The 16683-nt window shown below is 74.4% G+C and carries 16 protein-coding genes and 1 riboswitch; of the genes, 4 read left to right on the top strand and 12 right to left on the bottom strand.

Annotated features, from left to right (window positions below):
* Positions 1–2: 2 nt before the first annotated feature.
* From AC5L34_RS22330 to AC5L34_RS22315, 4 genes are all read right to left on the bottom strand, one after another.
* Entirely contained in the window at positions 3–1082 is a 1080-nt protein-coding gene (locus AC5L34_RS22330; RefSeq protein ID WP_441175053.1) for a coiled-coil domain-containing protein, read from the bottom strand.
* 13 nt (positions 1083–1095) lie between these two features.
* A riboswitch (cyclic di-AMP (ydaO/yuaA leader) is annotated at positions 1096–1227 on the bottom strand.
* A gap of 153 nt (positions 1228–1380) precedes the next feature.
* On the bottom strand, positions 1381–2298 hold the full coding sequence (locus tag AC5L34_RS22325) for a cation diffusion facilitator family transporter (RefSeq protein WP_441175052.1): 918 nt from the start codon (positions 2296–2298) through the stop codon (positions 1381–1383).
* A 77-nt stretch (positions 2299–2375) separates the two neighbouring features.
* Positions 2376–4493, bottom strand: coding sequence for a HelD family protein (locus AC5L34_RS22320; RefSeq protein ID WP_494826816.1), 2118 nt, complete (start codon positions 4491–4493; stop codon positions 2376–2378).
* 149 nt (positions 4494–4642) lie between these two features.
* The gene (locus AC5L34_RS22315; protein ID WP_494826814.1) at positions 4643–5572 is read right to left on the bottom strand and encodes an alpha/beta fold hydrolase; all 930 of its coding nucleotides are present in this window, start codon (positions 5570–5572) and stop codon (positions 4643–4645) included.
* 147 nt (positions 5573–5719) lie between these two features.
* Here AC5L34_RS22315 and AC5L34_RS22310 point away from each other — a divergent pair, with 147 nt between their 5' ends.
* Entirely contained in the window at positions 5720–6310 is a 591-nt protein-coding gene (locus tag AC5L34_RS22310) for a carbonic anhydrase (RefSeq protein ID WP_441175049.1), read from the top strand.
* A 72-nt stretch (positions 6311–6382) separates the two neighbouring features.
* Here AC5L34_RS22310 and AC5L34_RS22305 read toward each other — a convergent pair whose 3' ends face one another.
* Positions 6383–6712 carry a hypothetical protein gene (locus tag AC5L34_RS22305; RefSeq protein WP_101412235.1) on the bottom strand — a complete coding sequence of 110 codons (330 nt, stop codon included), beginning with the start codon at positions 6710–6712 and terminating at the stop codon, positions 6383–6385.
* 305 nt (positions 6713–7017) lie between these two features.
* On the opposite strand from AC5L34_RS22305, the gene AC5L34_RS22300 reads away from it, so the two are divergent.
* Together AC5L34_RS22300 and AC5L34_RS22295 are read left to right on the top strand one after the other, a co-directional pair.
* On the top strand, positions 7018–7509 hold the full coding sequence (locus AC5L34_RS22300; protein ID WP_111133972.1) for a DUF3145 domain-containing protein: 492 nt from the start codon (positions 7018–7020) through the stop codon (positions 7507–7509).
* 77 nt (positions 7510–7586) lie between these two features.
* Positions 7587–9326 carry a glycoside hydrolase family 3 protein gene (locus AC5L34_RS22295; protein ID WP_441175048.1) on the top strand — a complete coding sequence of 580 codons (1740 nt, stop codon included), beginning with the start codon at positions 7587–7589 and terminating at the stop codon, positions 9324–9326.
* 6 nt (positions 9327–9332) lie between these two features.
* Here the strand turns inward: AC5L34_RS22295 and AC5L34_RS22290 are convergent, their stop codons facing one another.
* Both AC5L34_RS22290 and AC5L34_RS22285 read right to left on the bottom strand, forming a co-directional pair.
* A complete protein-coding gene (locus AC5L34_RS22290; RefSeq protein WP_494826812.1) occupies positions 9333–9986 on the bottom strand; it encodes a lipoprotein in 654 nt (217 codons plus the stop codon).
* A 74-nt stretch (positions 9987–10060) separates the two neighbouring features.
* Positions 10061–10960: a helix-turn-helix domain-containing protein gene (locus AC5L34_RS22285; protein ID WP_494826810.1), complete on the bottom strand. Its 900-nt coding sequence runs from the start codon at positions 10958–10960 to the stop codon at positions 10061–10063.
* A gap of 87 nt (positions 10961–11047) precedes the next feature.
* Between AC5L34_RS22285 and AC5L34_RS22280 the strand changes: the two genes are divergently transcribed.
* Entirely contained in the window at positions 11048–11266 is a 219-nt protein-coding gene (locus AC5L34_RS22280) for a hypothetical protein (RefSeq protein ID WP_250100938.1), read from the top strand.
* A 286-nt stretch (positions 11267–11552) separates the two neighbouring features.
* Here AC5L34_RS22280 and AC5L34_RS22275 read toward each other — a convergent pair whose 3' ends face one another.
* The 5 genes from AC5L34_RS22275 to AC5L34_RS22255 form a co-directional block, all read right to left on the bottom strand.
* Positions 11553–12992 carry an acyl-CoA carboxylase subunit beta gene (locus AC5L34_RS22275; protein ID WP_494826809.1) on the bottom strand — a complete coding sequence of 480 codons (1440 nt, stop codon included), beginning with the start codon at positions 12990–12992 and terminating at the stop codon, positions 11553–11555.
* A gap of 10 nt (positions 12993–13002) precedes the next feature.
* Complete coding sequence (gene fabF, locus AC5L34_RS22270) at positions 13003–14229, bottom strand: beta-ketoacyl-ACP synthase II (RefSeq protein WP_441175044.1); 1227 nt, start codon at positions 14227–14229, stop codon at positions 13003–13005.
* A gap of 2 nt (positions 14230–14231) precedes the next feature.
* Positions 14232–14471 (bottom strand): acyl carrier protein, encoded by a 240-nt coding sequence (locus AC5L34_RS22265; RefSeq protein WP_007072348.1) that lies wholly within the window; start codon positions 14469–14471, stop codon positions 14232–14234.
* Between the two features lie 82 nt (positions 14472–14553).
* Positions 14554–15498 (bottom strand): beta-ketoacyl-ACP synthase III, encoded by a 945-nt coding sequence (locus AC5L34_RS22260; protein ID WP_357722071.1) that lies wholly within the window; start codon positions 15496–15498, stop codon positions 14554–14556.
* Positions 15495–16664, bottom strand: coding sequence for an ACP S-malonyltransferase (locus tag AC5L34_RS22255; RefSeq protein ID WP_494826806.1), 1170 nt, complete (start codon positions 16662–16664; stop codon positions 15495–15497). Before AC5L34_RS22255 ends, AC5L34_RS22260 begins: the two co-directional genes overlap by 4 nt.
* Between the last annotated feature and the right edge of the window lie 19 nt (positions 16665–16683).

The raw sequence follows: 16683 nt of genomic DNA, 5'->3' as shown, positions 1-16683 counted from the left end.
CGTCAGTAGACCGACAGGTGCACGTGGTTGGTGTGGTCGCTGGACGGGTCGCCGTTGGCCCCGCTGTACGACTTCCACCCGCTGCTCGGCAGCCAGATCTGCCGGTACCAGATCACGTAGAGCACGGCGAGCCGGTCGGCGTTGCGCACGTAGAACGCCGCCAGGTTGTTGCCGTACGTCCGGTCACCGCCGGTGGCGTCGCCGCCGAAGCCGCCCTTCTGGGCCGCGAAGTCGCACGCCCGGCCCTTCGGGTGCTCGCCGGAGCCGCCGGGGCGGTAGCAGGAGACGTAGCGGGTGAAGCCCGCCGCCTTGGCCTGGTTGAGCGCGTGTAGCGTGCGCGGCGTGATGCAGCCGTTGGCGGGGGTGGGGTCGTTGACGCTGCACGACTCGCGCGGCCAGGAGCCGTCGGAGTTGCGTGGCGCCGCCTTCGCCGTCTTGCTGGAGGTGCCGCCCGGCGAGCCGCCCCCGCCCGCGGACTGTCGCTGTTGCTGCTTCTGGTTGGCGACCGTCAGCGCCCGTTCGGCCTGCTCCTTGCGCTTGGCCATCACGGTGACCTGCTTGCGCTGCTCCCGGATCTCGCCGTCCAGGGCGAGCTTCGTGCGCGCGGCCTCGTCCCGGGTCTGCTGGAGCTCGCGCAGGGCCCGGTCCTCCTTGGCGGCCACCGCGTCGAGGGCGGCGGCGCGGTCCATGAAGCCGTCCGGCGAGCCGCTGTTGAGCAGGGCGGACGCCACGCTGAGCCGGCCGGTGCGGTAGGCGGCCCCCGCGATCTCGCCGACCTTGGCGCTGCGCGCCGTCAGCTCGACCTCGGTGGTCTTGAGCTGGGCGGCGAGCTGCTGCTGCCGTTTGGCCGACGTGGCGAGGGCGCGCTTGGCGTCGAGGTAGCCCTTGCTGGCGGCCTCGAGTTGGGCCCGCAGGGCGGGCGTGCCGCCCTCCTCGTCCTGGCCGGGGGCGGCGGCGAGCAGGCCGGCGCGGGTGGCGGCCGCCGCCGGGGCGGCGGTGACCGGGGCCACCGCGGCGCCGAGGGCGAGCATCGTGGTGATCAGGGCCGCCGTCCGGGCGGCACGTCGTCGTACAGGTGCCATCACTGGCATACGCGTGTCCTTCCGTCAGCCGCCGACCGGGTTAGCTGACGGGTTCGGGACGGAAGATCCCTACCGCTGACGCGGATGCACCCCACGAACATGGTTCCCCGGTTCGCCCCGCCGGGCGATTAGGCGGCGGCCACCGCCGGCACCGGTGGGTGCCGCCTGGCGGAGGCCGAAGCCGAGCCTACCGGTGCCGGTGTGACTGCTGCAGCGCAGGTGACGCACGGTGCATGTCCACTAACAGTCAAATCCGGCATAAGGCAACAATACTCTCCCAGATTTAAGGTTGTCCTCATTACCACTCGACCGCCCCGCAAGCCCCTGGCGACGCTCCCGGCTCGATCTGCAACGTGGCGTGCTCGATCTGGAAGTCGTCGTGCAGGGCGGCCCGGGCGGCGCCCAGCACCGCGCCGACCTCCGCGTCGGGTGTCATGGTCAGGTGCGCCGAGGCCACCTCCATCCCGGAGGTCAGCGTCCAGACGTGCAGGTCGTGCACCTCGGCGACGCCGGGCACGGCGGCCAGCCGGTCGTGCACGGCCGTGACCTGGAGGTGCTCCGGCGCGGCCTGGACCAGGATGCGCAGCGCCGCCCGCCCGAGCCGCCAGGTGCGCGGCAGGATGAACAGCCCGATCGCGACGGCCACCAGCGGGTCGGCCCACCACCAGCCGGTGGTGGTGATCAGCAGGGCCGCCGCGATCACGCCGAGTGACCCCAGCAGGTCGCCGAGGACCTCCAGGTACGCGCCGTGGACGTTGATGCTCTCCTTCGCCCCCGAGCGCAGCAGGGCGAAGGCGCCGATGTTGGCGAGCAGGCCGAGTACGGCGACCACCAGCATCGGGCCGGCCAGCACCTCCGGCGGGTCGCCGAAGCGGCGTACCGCCTCGATCACGACGTAGACCGCGACGCCGGAGAGCAGCACGGCGTTGGCCAGGGCGGCGAGCACCTCCAGCCGGTAGAGGCCGAACGTGCGCTGCGGATCGCCGCCCGCCCGCCGGGTCGCCGAGATCGCGGCGAGCGCCATGCCGATGCCGAGCACGTCGGTGAACATGTGCCCGGCGTCGCTGAGCAGGGCCAGCGAGCCTGTCCGGAAGGCGGCCACCGCCTCCACCACCATCAGGCCGGCGAGCAGACCGAACGCCGCCCAGAGCCGGCCCCGGTGGCGGTGTGCGGCGTTCGCCACCGACCCGTGGTGGTGGTCATGACCTGCGCCCACGCGCCCATCCTCCCTCTGGGGGTCCGGATTCGCGTTCAATTTATGCTCACATCGCTATGTGTGCAAGTAACGGATCCTCAGCCGGTCGGGTCGACGGTGGTCAGCCGCTGGGTGGCCCGGGACAGCGCCACGTAGAGCGTCCGTACGCCCGACCCCGGGTCGGCCCGGATCTCGCTCGGGGCGACGAGGACGACCCCGTCGTACTCCATGCCCTTGGCCTCCAGGCTGGTCACCACCTGAAGGCGCGGCGCGGCCAGGCCGGCCAGCCAGCCGGCGACCTCGTCGCGGCGGGGCACGGGCGTGATCACGCCGACCGTGCCCTCGACCTCGGCGAGCAGCGCCGTGGTCGCCGCCGCGACGGCTGTCTCCAGCTCCGCCGGCGGCACCACCAGCGCGACCGGGTCGACGCCGGTGGACCGCACCGCCCTGGGCAGCGGGAGGTCCGGATGCAGCCGGCGGATCTCGGCCGCCGCCACCGCGAAGATCTCCGCCGAGTTGCGGTAGTTGGTGGTGAGGGTGAAGTGGTGCCGCTTGCGCCGGCCCAACGCCTGGTCCCGGGCCCGGGTCAGCTCCTCCGCCTCGCCCGTCCACGCCGTCTGGGCCGGGTCGCCCACCACGGTCCAGGAGGCCAACCGGCCGCGCCGGCCGATCATGCGCCACTGCATCGGCGAGACGTCCTGCGACTCGTCGACCACCACGTGCGCGTACTCCCGGTAGTCCTCCGGGCGTTCCCGGGCCGCCTCGCGGGCGGCGCGCTGCCGGTCGGCGAAGGTGCTCAGCTCGCGGACGCCGCCGGCCAGCTGGAACGGGTCCCGCTTCGCCCGGGCGGGCTTCATCGGCTTGCCGAGCAGGGCGTCCAGCTCGTCGAGCAGCGCGATGTCGGCGATCGTCAGCCCGGCGGTGTCGAGGCTGCGGTACGCGTCGGCCAGCAGCCGGATCTCGGCGCGGGACAGGATGCCGGCGGCGTAGCGGTGCAACCGGTCCGGGCGGGCCAGCCAGCCCAGCACGTGCCGGGGGTGCAGCCGGGGCCACCACGCCTTGAGGAACTCCCGGAACTCCGGCCGCTCGGCGATCTCGTCCTCGAACGCGCGCTGCTCGGGCAGCCGGCCGACGCCCAACCTGCGGGCCTGCGCCCAGAGCGCCGCGAAGACCCCGTCGAAGCCGGCCCGGCGCACCTCGTTGCGCCGGGCGCCGCGAGGCATCGCCCGGTCCCGGATGCCGTCCAGCTCGCGGCGCTCCAGCCGGAGCAGCGCGCCCCGGTAGAGCAGGCGCAGCTCGGTCGGGCCGTCCGGCACCGCGTCCCGGACCGCCCGCTCCAGCACCCGTCGCATCCGCAGGGAGCCCTTGACCGCCGCCACGGCCGGTCCATCGGTACGGGTGGCCGTCATGCCCGCGAAGAGCGTGCCCAGCGAGTGCAGGGTGGCGGTGTCCTCGCCGAGCGAGGGCAGCACCGAGGCGATGTACTCGACGAAGACCGAGGACGGGCCCACCACCAGGATGCCGCCACCGGCGAACCGGCTGCGGTCGGAATAGAGCAGGTACGCGGCCCGGTGCAGGGCGACGGCCGTCTTCCCGGTGCCCGGGCCGCCGGACACGATCGTCACGCCCGAGCCGGGGGAGCGGATCGCCTCGTCCTGCTCCCGCTGGATGGTGGCCACGATGTCGCGCATGCCCCGGCCGGTGGCCTTCGACAGCGTGGCCAGCAGCGCGCCGTCGCCGACGACCGCCATGTCGGCGGGGGCCGCGACGGGGTCGAGCAGGTCGTCCTCGATGCGGGTGACCCGCTCGGCGGAGGACTGGATCGTGCGGCGCCGCACCACGCCCAGCGGCTGCGCGGGGGTGGCCTGGTAGAAGGCGGCGGCCGCCGGGGCGCGCCAGTCGACCACCAGCGTGGAGGCGTCGTCGTCGCGGATGCCGAGCCGCCCGACGTGCAGCACCTGCCGGTCCAGCAGGTCCAGCCGGCCGAAGACCAGGCCCTCGTGCTCGGCGTCGAGCATGTGCCGCCGCCGCGCGGCGTGGAACACCATCGCGTCCCGTTCGACCAGCGCCCCGAAGTTGCCCACCCGGGCGAGCCGGTAGCCCTCCTTCTCGGCGCTGACCGCCGACCGGCGCAGCTCGGCCAGTCGGGCGTACACCCGGTCGAGATGCCGCTGCTCGACGGCGATCTCCTGTTCCAGGGTGGTCTGGTCGGTCACCGCTCGCTCCTCCTGACGTCGGCGGCGGGCGGCGCGAACCGCGCCAACCGCGCCAGGCCAACCGCAAGAGGGTACGGCCCGCGCGCAACCAGCGGCGCGACCGGTGCGGGAAAGGAACCCGCGTCACGCCCCGCGGGGCCGCGCCCGGGTCAGTCCGCCCGGATGGCGGCGGTGGCGCCGGGGGTGGCGAGTACGCGCCGGAGCACCCCGCCCAGCGCCTCGTTGACCTCGTCGGGCCGCTCCATCATGAGCATGTGCCCGGCACCCGGGCAGACGGTCAGTTCGGTCGCCGGCAGCGCGGCGGCGATCGACTCGGCGCAGGGCGGCGGGGTGAGCCGGTCCCGGTCGCCGACCAGGGCCGCCGCCGGCAGGTGGGCCAGCGCGGTGAGGGTGTCCAACCGGTGCTGCGCGCCGATGGAGGCGCGGAACCCGCCGATCGAACGCAGGGAGGCCCGGGCCACCGCCGAGGTGACCAGCCGGATGTCGTGCGGGTCGCAGCGGTCGCCGAAGAGCATCCAGCGGATGCTGGGACGCAGCGCCCGCAGCAGCGCCCGGGGCGGCCGCCAGGACCCGCACCGGGCCAGTACGCCGGCCCCGGTGGTCTCGGCGAGCCGGATCAACCGGGCGATGCGCGGCGAGAGGCCGTAGACGGTGTGCGTATGGCCCTCGGCGGTGGTGGAGACGAAGACCAGCCCGGCCGTCCGGGCGGCGAAGTGCCCGGGGTGGCGGTGCGCGTACTCCATGATCGTCATGCCGCCCATCGAGTGGCCGACCAGCACGACGCGGCCGGTCGGCGCCACCTCGTCCAGCACCGCGGCGAGGTCGTCGCCGAGCTGGGCCACGGTGGCGGTGGGCAGCGCCATGCAGCTCGACCGGCCGTGCCCGCGCGCGTCGTAGGTCACCACCCGCACCGCGTCGGCGAACCGTCGCCGCAGGTCGGCGAGCTGCCGGTGCCAGGCGCGCCCGTCGAGCGTCCAGCCGTGCAGCAGCACGACCGTGACCTCGGCGTCGGCCGGTCCGGCCGCCTCGACGTGCAGGCGTACGTCGTCGGCAAGACGCACCTCGACGTGCTCCGGCATCGTCACCTCCCCAGGGCCGCACGGAACCGCAACACCGGGGATACCCGGTGGTAACACCGGCTACCCGTCATGAGACCACGACAACCGGGTCGGTGAGAAGATTCGCAACCCGCTCCGGACCTCCCGGGGGCCCGCCAAGCTGAGGGCATGGGGTCGCCCCGCGCCGCGCTGGCCGAGCTGCTCGCCGGCAACCGCCGCTTCGTCAGCGGCCAGCCGATCCACGGCCACGACGTCACCGCGGCCGCCGCGGCGGCCTCCGGCGACCAGCAGCCGTACGCGGTGCTCCTCGGTTGCATCGACTCGCGGGTGCCGCTGGAGGCGATCTTCGACCAGACCTTCGGCTCGATCTGCGTGATCCGCACCGGCGGGCACGTGCTCGACCGGGCGGTGCTCGGCTCCATCGAGTACGTGGTGGGTGAGCTGGGCGTACGGCTGGTGGTGGTGCTCGGGCACGAGCGGTGCGGCGCGGTGGCCTCGACCGTGGACACGCTGCGCGGCGGGCGGTCGCCGGGCGGCTCGCTGGCCCACCTCGTCGAGCAGATCGCCCCGGCGGTGACCGAGGTGGGCGTCGACGACCCCCGGGTGCATCCGTTGGCGATCCGGCGGCACGTGCTGCGTACGGTGCGCGCCCTGCGCGCCGACGCCCTGCTCGCCGCCCCGGTCGCCGCCGGCCGGCTGGCGGTGGTCGGTGCCCTCTACGACCTGGCGACCGGCGAGGTGGCCCTGCTGGAGACGTGAGGGTCCGCAGACGCGCGACCGCCCGCCGGGATGGTCCCGACGGGCGGTCGCGGTGTCGCGTGGGGGAGGGGCTCAGCCCTCGAAGACGCCGGCCTCGACGAGGCGCTTCTCGGTGGCGTCCCAGCCGTCACCCGGGTGGGTGGCGTTGAGGTTGTTGAGCTCGGCCCGGATCTTCGCGGCGTGGCCGGCGGCGGCCAGCACCCGGATCTCCTCGACGAAGGCCTCGGAGTCGGTGCGCAGGTGCGCGGTCTTGCCGTTGGTCAGGTTCCGCACGTAGGCGTGCTTGCCGCCGTTGAGCGGGATGACGTACTTGAACTCGCCCAGCACGCTGAGGGCGCCACCCTGGCCAGCCTGGCCGGCCCGGACTGACGCGCGCGCGGTCTTAGAGGTGTTGCTCGCCACGGAGGTACTCCTTGCAAGACGTACGGGAGGACGGAACGTCCGGGGGCTGTGCGGGTGTCACCCTGCTGGGTGCGCCCGCGAAGATGTGCGCGGCACAGGCCGCCGATGGAACTGTACACGAACACGGTCCCTGGCTGGTCATCGCGTCGTGAGGGGTCAACCGGGGCACCCGTCCGACTATTCCGACCGCGAATTTTCCGATTCCCTGGCGCACCATCCGTCACACCAGTCATCATGTGTTCCAGCAACCACTCGGGTGGTCGAGGTCGTAGGGGAAGACGCACCTCGCTCTCCGGGAGGTCACCGTGCCAACGCGTGGCGTCGTATACGTCCACTCGACCCCGCTCGCCGTGTGCTCACACGTCGAGTGGGCGATCGCGCGCGTCCTCGCCGCGCCGGTCAACCTGCAGTGGACGGCTCAGCCCGTCGACCCCGGCGCCCGCCGGGCCGAGTGCGGGTGGACCGGTCGCCCGGGGACGGGCGCCGAGCTGGCTGCTGCCCTCCGGCAGTGGCCCATGATCCGTTTCGAGGTCACCGAGGAACCCAGCCCCGGCGCCGACGGCGAGCGCTTCATGTACGTGCCCGGACGGGGCCTGTTCCGGGCGACCGTCGGGGCGGCCGGCGACATCCAGCTCGGCGAGGACCGGCTGCGCAGCATCATGGCGGGCGCGCGGGCGCCGGAGGCCCTCGCGCACGCCCTCGACAAGGCGCTCGGCACGGCGTGGGACGCGGAACTGGAGCCCTACCGGTACGCCGGCGACGGCGCGCCGGTGACCCTGCTCACCCGCGTCGGCTGACACCACGGCCCGGACCGGGGCCGACTCATCCGATGGGGTGAAGGTCAAGTTGCCCCGATAACGGGCGAACTGGTGGGATGGGCCGCGTGTCGACTACCCCGCGACGTGCCGGCGTCGCGCTCGCCGTCCTGACCGCGCTGCTCGTCTCCGGATGCTCCCGGCCGGCGGAGCGCCGCCCCGACCCGACGCCCACGAGCGCCGCCGCCCCGACGGCCACCCCGGCACCCACCGCGAGCGTCCCCGGCGCCGACCCCGCCGCCCGCGCCGCCGCCCTCGTGGCCTCGCTGGCCGACGAGGACCTCGTGGGGCAGGTGCTGATGCCGTACGCCTACGGCGACGCGGCCACCCGGGTCTCGCCCGGCTCGGCGGCCGGCAACCAGGCGCTGGCCGGCGTGGACACCCCCGCCCAGATGGTCGAGAAGTACCGGCTCGGCGGGCTGATCCTGGTCGGCTTCAGCGCCGACGACCCCACCAAGGGCAACCAGGAGACGACCAACGTCGACAACCCGAAGCAGGTCCGCGCGCTGACCGACGGCCTGCGCGCGGCCGCCGGCCGGCTGCCCGCCGGGCCGGCGCCCTTCCTGGTCGGGACCGACCAGGAGCACGGCGTCGTCACCCGGATCACCGACGGCGTGACCCTGCTGCCCAGCGCCCTCGCCGCCGGTGCCGCCGGACGACCGGAGCTGACCGAGGCCGCCTGGCGGGCGGCCGGCGCCGAACTCGCCGCGATGGGCATCAACCTCGACTTCGCCCCCGTCGCCGACGTGCTCGTCACCCGCAGCACGGTGATCGGCTCCCGGTCGTACGGGGCGGACCCGAAGGTGGCGGCGGGGCAGGTCGCCGGCGCGGTACGGGGCCTGCAGGCCGCCGGCGTCGCGGCCACCGTCAAGCACTTCCCCGGGCACGGGCACAGCGCCGCCGACTCGCACGAGGGTCTGCCGGTGCTCGACCAGCCCAGGAAGACGCTGGAGACCGGGGCGTGGCCGCCCTTCTCCGCCGCCATCGACGCGGGCACGATGGCCGTGATGTCCGCCCACCTCGACGCGCGGTCGGTGGACCCGGGCACCGCGGCGACCTTCTCGCACAAGCTGCTCACCGGCGTGCTCCGCGGCCAGCTCGGCTTCCAGGGCGTGGTGATCACCGACGGGATGAACATGCCGCCGGCCAAGCGCTGGTCGCCGGGCGAGGCCGCCGTGCGGGCGCTGAAGGCGGGCAACGACCTGATCCTGATGCCGCCGAACGTCCGTCAGGCGTACGACGGGCTGCTCGCCGCGCTCCGCGACGGCTCGCTGCCCCGGACCCGCCTCGTCGAGGCCGCGACCCGGGTGCTGACGATGAAGTTCAAGCTGGCCGACCGGCCCACGCCCGAGCTGTCCACGCTGGCCGGCCCGGCGCACCGCAAGGCGGCGGAGGACCTGGCCGCGGCGGCGGTGACGGTGCTGCGCGGCGCCTGCGGCGGCGGCGTACGGGGCCCGGTGACCGTGACCGCCTCCGGCGGGCGCGAGCACACCCGGGCGGCGCTGACCGAGGCGCTCAGGGCGGCCGGGGTCGAGGTGGTGGCCCGTGGCGGCACGGTGGTGCACCTCGTCGGGTACGGCGACGGCGCCGGCGACCTGCGCGCCGACGCCGCCGTCACGGTCGCCATGGACACTCCGTACGTGCTGGCGAAGGCCAAGTCGCCGACCCTGCTGGCGACCTACTCGTCCAGCCGGGCGTCGATGACCGCCCTCGCCGGGGTGCTGGCCGGCAAGGCCCGCCCCGACGGCCGCTCCCCGGTGCCGGTGAGCGGCCTGCCCGCCACGACCTGCGGCGCCTGAGCGGCGTCAGTCGCGGTTGATCCGGGCCGACTGCTTCACCAACTGGTACGCGGGCAGCAGCTCCGTGGGTTCCGGAGTGTCCAGGCTCAGCACGATCGGCCCGTAGAGGGAGGAGACCGCGACGGCCCGGTCGTTGACCGCGCCGCCGTCCTTCCTGGGGTAGCTCGCCTCGACGGCGTCGAGGGTGCCGGCCTTGAGCCGCCGGTACTCCGCGTCCGCCGCCTTCGGCGAGTACGCGTCGAGGAAGTGCTTCAGGTGCGCCTCGGCGCCGCCGGCGACCCCGTCGACCCGCCACACGCGGAGGAACCCGATCGAGCCGGCCGGCCGGGCGTCGATCTCGCACAGCATGAGGGCCTTGCCGAGGCGGGCCTCGCCGAACTCCGCCGAGCCCTTCACCGCCTCGACCTTCCACCGCGCCGGCACGGAGAAGGTGACCGGCAGCTCGCAGGGCGTGCCCTTCCCGCCGACCGTGGTGCCGGCGGCGGCAGCCGCCACCTCGTCGTGCCAGGGCGGTCCGGGGGTCACCGGCGAGGCGGTGGCGCTCGGTGAGGCCGACGGGGAGGTGCCGGCCGAGGGCGGCTCCTCCTTGCCGTCGGCGCAGCCGCCGGTCAGTCCGATGGTGAGCGCCGCGAGCACGGCGACGCGGGTACGACGTTCCATGGTGTCCATTCCCCGTTGACGACGAGAGCCGGCTCATCAAAGCGGCGCGGACCGATGCCGTCAACCCGGTTGATCTACGGCGTCGCGCGCAGGGCGGCCACCAGCCACTCCACGGCGGGCACCGAGGGCGGGAACGGGGGCCGCCGGTTGAGCACCCCGATCAGCTGCCAGTACCGCTCCACCTGCCGGTCGGTGAAGGCCGCGATGCCGTCGGCGAGCGCGAGCCGTTCGGCGCGGGACAGCCCCGGGTCCACCATCTCGTGGAGCACCGCCCGCGCCCGCCCGGAGTCCGGGGCGATCCCGGCGGCGAGCGCGGCGCGCGCCGGCTCGATGGAGGGCATCGCCGGCGGCGGGGACGTCACCGCCGCCCCGGCCACCGCCATCGCCCGTACCCGCAGCCGGAAGGCCGGGTCGGCGACCAGTTCGGCCAGCTCGACCCAGGCGTCCACCTCCTCGTCGGTGGGCTCGTCGGGCAGGTCGGTGGGGAGCGTCCGCATGGCGCGGGCCAGCCCGTCGCCGTCGGGGCCGGGCTCCACTCCGCCGAAGACCTCGGCGACGAACTCGTCGATGATCCGCTGCCGCTCCCGGGCGGAGAGGCGGGCCAGGTCGTTCATCAGTCTCAACTCCTCGGTCGTACTGCCACGTCGGGCGACCGACCGCAGCACCGCCCGGCGCAGCCGCAGCGTGCGGATCTCGGCGTCCAGGGCGCGGCTGTGCGCCCGCGCCACCTCCCGCACGCTCGTCCGCCGCTGGAGGATCCGGCGGACGTCGTCCAGGCCGATCCCCAGCTCCCGCAGGCTCCGAACGAGGTCCAGCCGGGCCACGGCCGCCGCGTCGTAGAGCCGGTAACCGCCGGTGGAGCGCGCGGTGGGCGGGAGCAGGTCGAGGTCGGACCAGAAACGGATCGTCCGGACGGAGAGGCCGGTCCGGCGGGCGAGCTGCCCGATGGTGAACAGGTCGGTGTGGTCGTCCACGTCCAAGAGCCTCCTGCCTCCAGCCGCTGGAGAGTCAAGCGGGAAACCGGGTCGCGTTCGGCCGCCCCACCTGGCACCCTCGCGCAGATGGGAACGGCTGAGGGTTTCGCGTACGTCGAGAGGTCGGACGGCACGGTGGTGATCACCCACCACGGCCGGGCGGCGGGCACCCTGCGGGGCGGCCGGGCGGCGGAGTTCCTCGCCGAGGTCGACGGCGATCCGCAGCTCGTCATGGCCCGGTGGACCGGCAACTACCGTCGGGGCAACGAGCGGACCGCCCGCCGACATCCCCGCAACCAGGGCTGAGCGACGCGGGAGGGCCGGCGCTCACCCGAGCGCGGGCCCTCCCGGCGGTACGTCGTGATGCGTTCTGTGCCTTGCACCGTGCCCGGCCGCGTGGCCGGTCGAGCCGGTGACCAGAGCCTGGACGACCGGCGCTGTCGTCGCCGCGTTGCGATACCACGGCGGTATCTTCATGCCGCAGAGGTATCAGCACCGCGGCGCGGTGGTTCGTCGGCGCCACGCGCCTGCCAGGTCCTCCGACCCCGCACTTCGGAAAATCAACGGCCGGCCCCGCAGCCTCCGCGCGGCCCTACAGGGGGATGTTGCCGTGCGCGCCCCGGGCCGCCGGGGCGGCGGCGAGGGCCTCGGCGATGCGGCGGCGCGTCTCGGCGGGGGTGATGACGCCGTCCACCACGCCGATCTCCAGGGCCCGGTTGACGCCGCCCGCGATGCGGGTCTGCTCCTCGACGAGCTGTGCGCGCAGCGTCTCGCGTTCCTCGGCGGGCACGGCGGCCAGCTTCTTGCGGTGCAGGATGTTGACCGCGGCGCCGGCGCCCATGACGGCGACCTCGGCGTTGGGCCAGGCGAACACGGCGGTGGCGCCCAGGGAACGGGAGTTCATCGCGATGTACGCCCCGCCGTACGCCTTGCGGGTGACCAGGGTGACCCGGGGCACGACGGCCTCGGCGAACGCGTGCAGGAGCTTCGCGCCGCGGCGGACGACGCCGTCCCACTCCTGGCCCAGGCCGGGCAGGTAGCCGGGGACGTCGACCAGGACGATCAGCGGTACGCCGAGGGAGTCGCACATGCGCACGAACCGGGCGGCCTTCTCGGCGCTGGACGCGTCCAGGCAGCCGCCCAGGCGCAGCGGGTTGTTCGCGACGACGCCGACGGTGCGCCCGGCGAAGCGACCCAGGGTGGTCACGACGTTGGGGGCCCACTTGGCGTGCAGCTCCACGCCGGGGGCGTCCAGCAGCGCCTTGACCACCGGCTTGACGTCGTAGGCCCGGTTCGGCTCCGCCGGCATCCTCGCCGCCAGGTCGTGTCCCCCCTCGTCCTGGGCGGACACGTCGTCGGGCGACAGGCGCCCCTGCCGGCCCAGCAACGCGGCGAGCCGGCGCGACTCGGTGATCGCCGACTCGTCGTCGGCGCAGGTCACGTGGACCACCCCGGAGCGGCGGCCGTGCGGCTCGGGCCCACCGAGACGCGCCATGTCGACCTGCTCGCCGGTGACGCTGCGGACCACCTCCGGGCCGGTCACGAAGATCCGGCCCGCGCCGCTCATCACCACGATGTCGGTCAGTGCCGGCCCGTACGCGGCGCCACCGGCCGCCGGACCGAGCACCGTGGAGATCTGCGGCACCCGCCCCGAGGCACGCACCATCGCCGCGAAGACCTGGCCCACGGCGTCCAGGGCGACCACGCCCTCGGCCAACCGCGCCCCGCCCGAGTGCCACAGCCCCACCACCGGCACCCGTTCGCGTACGGCGGTGTCGATGGCGTCCACGACGTGCCGGCACCCCTCGGTGCCCATCGCCCCGCCCATCCGCGTCGCGTCCGTGGCGTACGCGACGACCGGCGAACCCTCGATCTCGCCGCGCGCCCACAGCACGCCCGAGGTGTCGCGGGGCACCGACAGCCGCAACGATCCCGCGTCGAACAGCGCCCGGAGCCGAACCTCCGGATCCCGGTGGTCGACGACGGAAGATGCGTCCACGCCGACGGCGGTGGTGCTCACGTGTGCCTCCATGGCAGTGGTCTCAGGCCCGCGTGAAGACGAGAGCCACGTTGTGGCCGCCGAAGCCGAACGAGTTGTTCAGCGCGGCGGGGATGTCCATGTGGCGCGCCTCGTTGGCGGCCACGTCCAGACTGAGCCCGTCGTCGGGGTCGTCCAGGTTGATCGTCGGCGGTACGACACCGTCGCGGATCGCCAGGATGGTGGCGATCGACTCCAGCGCGCCCGCCGCGCCCAGCAGGTGCCCGGACATCGACTTGGTCGAGGTCAGCACCGGGTGGTCGCCCAGCGCCGCCCGCAGCGCGGTGATCTCCGCGACGTCGCCGACCGGGGTCGACGTGGCGTGCGCGTTGACGTGCACGATGTCCGCCCTGGCGATGTCCGCGTCCGCGATCGCCTTCGCGATCGCCCGGATGGCGCCCTCGCCCTCCGGGTGCGGCTGGACGATGTCGTAGCCGTCGGAGGTGAGCCCGGCGCCGGCCAGCCGCGCGTAGACCCGGGCGCCCCGGGCGGCGGCGTGCTCCGCCCGCTCCAGCACCAGGATGCCCGCGCCCTCGCCGAGCACGAAGCCGTCGCGGGCCTTGTCCCACGGGCGGGAGGCCCGCTCCGGCTCGTCGTTGCGGGTCGACATCGCCCGCATCGAGCTGAAGCCGGCGATGGGCAGCTGGTGGATGACCGCCTCGGTGCCGCCGGCCACCACCACGTCGGCCCGGCCGGCGCGGATCATGTCCATGCCGAGGGCGATCGCCTCGGCGCCGGTCGCGCAGGCGCTGGCCACCGAGTGCACCCCGGCCTTCGCGCCCAGCTCCAGGCCCACCCAGGCGGCGGGTCCGTTCGGCATCAGCATCGGGATGGTGTGCGGGGAGACCCGCCGGGGGCCGGACGCCTCCAGGATGTCGTCCTGGGCGAGCAGCGTCAGCGCGCCGCCGATGCCGGAGCCGACGCTGACGCCCAGCCGCTCCGGGTCCAGCCCGGAGTCGGCCAGGCCGGCGTCCGCCCAGGCCTGCTGCGCCGCGATGATCGCGATCGCCTCGGAACGGTCGAGCCGGCGGAGCTTGACCCGGTCGATCAGGCCGGTCGGCTCGACCGCGAGCCGGGCGGCGATCCGGACCGGCAGTTGCTCGGCCCACTCCTGGGTGAGCGGACCCACCCCGGAGCGGCCGGCGAGCATGGCGTCCCAGGTCGACGCGACGTCCCCGCCCAGCGGGGTGGTCGCGCCGAGCCCGGTGACGACGACGTCGGTGTGAGCCATGATCAGGACTGCGCCTCGATGTAGCTGACGGCGTCCCCGACGGTCTTCAGGTTCTGCACCTCGTTGTCCGGGATCTTGACGCCGAACTTCTCCTCGGCCGCCACCACGACCTCCACCATGGAGAGCGAGTCGACGTCCAGGTCGTCGGTGAAGGACTTCCCCTCGGCCACGTCGTCCGGGTTCACCCCGGCAACCTCTTCGAGGATCTCGGCGAGGCCGGCGGTGATCTCGTCACGGGTCATTGCGGTTGGTTCCTCTCATCGTGGTTCATTCGACGGCCGACGACGCCGGCCGTCACTCCCCGGCACGCGGCCGGAGGGGCTTTCAGGGGCAGCGGACGACCTGACCGGCGTAGGTCAGGCCGCCGCCGAAGCCGAAGAGCAGCACCGGGGCGCCGGAGGGCACCTCCCGCCGCTCCACCAGCTTGGACAGGGCCAGCGGCACGCTCGCCGCCGACGTGTTGCCGGACTCGACGATGTCCTTGGCGACGATCGCGTTCGGGATGCCGAGCCGCTTGACGATGCCGTCGATGATCCGGGCGTTGGCCTGGTGCGGTACGAAGGCGGCCAGCTCCGACGGGTCCACCCCGGCGCGCTCGCACGCCTGCCGGGCCAGCGGCGCCAGCTCCGTGGTGGCCCAGCGGAAGACCGACTGGCCCTCCTGCTGGATGTACGGGCGCCAGCCCTCGATGCGTACCGCGTCGCCCCTCTCCGGCACCGAGCCCCAGACCACCGGGCCGACGCCGGCCGGCTCGCCGTCGGCGACGGCCGACACGACGGCCGCTCCGGCGCCGTCGGCGAAGATGATGCAGGTGGAGCGGTCGGTCCAGTCGACCATGTCGGACAGCTTCTCCGCGCCGATGACCAGGGCGTTGCGCGAGGCGCCGGCCCGGATGGCGTGGTCGACGGTGCCCAGCGCGTACGCGAAGCCGGAGCAGGCCGTGTTGAGGTCGAACGCACCGGGCGCGGTGATGCCGAGCTTGGCGGCGACCCGGCAGGCCACGTTGGGGCTGCGGTCGGCGGAGCTGCACGTCGCCACCACGACCAGGTCGATGTCGGCGGCGGTGAGCCCGGAGTTGGCGAGCGCCTTGCCGGCGGCGGCGCTGGCCATGTCGGCGACCGTCTCGCCGTCGGCGATCCGCCGGGTGGCGATGCCGACCCGGTCGCGGATCCACTCGTCGTTGGTCTCGACGAGTTGGGCGATGTCGTCGTTGGTGACCACCCGGGAGGGCTGGTAGTGCCCCAGCGCGACGATCCGGCTGCCGGTCATGCGTGTCCTCCGATGCGGACGAGCGGTTGGCCCGGGGCGACCGGGTCGTCGTGGTGGGCGAGCCACTCGGTGAGCACACCGTCGTCGTGCGCGGTCACCTCGACCGGGCCCTGGCGGGTGGCCACGTGGCCGACGACCTGGCCGGTGCGCAGCATGTCGCCCTCGGCGAGGTCCCGGGCCGGCTCGAAGGTGCCGGCCGCCGGTGCCACCACCACGCGGAAGTGCATGGTCGGCTCGTGGCTGGGCGCCATCCCGTGCCGGGCGATCAGGTCCCGGGCGGCGGGCAGGTCGTCCGGGGTGTTGAGGGTGACCACCTCGGGGGCGCCGGCCCCCTTGAGCTCCCGCTTGACCAGGCCCGCGAGGGTGCCGGCCGGGGGCAGTTCGATCACGCCGGTCACCCCGAGGTCGGCCAGGGTGCGCATGCAGAGGTCCCAGCGCACCGGCGCGGTGACCTGGCGGACCAGGCGCTGCACCATGTCGCGCCCGTGGTTGACCGCGGCGCCGTCGAGGTTCGACAGCAGGATCCGGGCCGGGTCGGTCGGGGTGATCCCGGCCGCCACGGCGGCCAGCGCCGTCTCGGCCGGGGCCATGTACGGGGTGTGGAAGGCGCCGGCCACCTTCAGGCGGATGACCCGGGCCTTCGTCGGCGGCTCGGCGGCGAGCTTGTCCAGCCCCTCGACGGCGCCGGCGGCGACGAACTGGCCGGCGCCGTTGCGGTTGGCCGGGTGCAGCCCGTGCGCGGCGATCGAGGCGAGCACCTCGTCCGGGTCTCCGCCCAGCACGGCGGCCATCCCGGTGGGCTCCAGCGCGCAGGCGGCGGCCATCTCCCGGCCGCGTACGCCGGCCAGCGTGATCGCCGCCTCCGCCGGGAGCACCCCGGCGAGCGCCGCCGCGCCCAGCTCGCCGACGCTGTGGCCGACGGTGAGCGTGACGTCGTACATCGGCAGGTGCTCGGCGGCCAGCAGCGCGGCGGCGACCAGCAGCGGCTGGGTCCGCGCGGTGTCCCTGATCTCGTCCGCGTCGGCCGTGGTGCCGAGGTGCACCAGGTCGACCCCGGCCAGCGCGGACCACCAGCGCAGGCGCGCCTCGGCGCCGGTGAGGTCAAGCCAGGGAGTCAGGAAGCCGGGTTTCTGGGAACCCTGGCCGGGCGAGAGTACGGCGAGCACGTCTATGACTCTCCCGGAT

It is taken from the genome of Micromonospora sp. ZG13 (assembly GCF_059359355.1).
The sequence above is the reverse complement of the archived record's forward strand: the minus strand, read 5'-3'. Positions and strand labels throughout refer to the sequence as shown.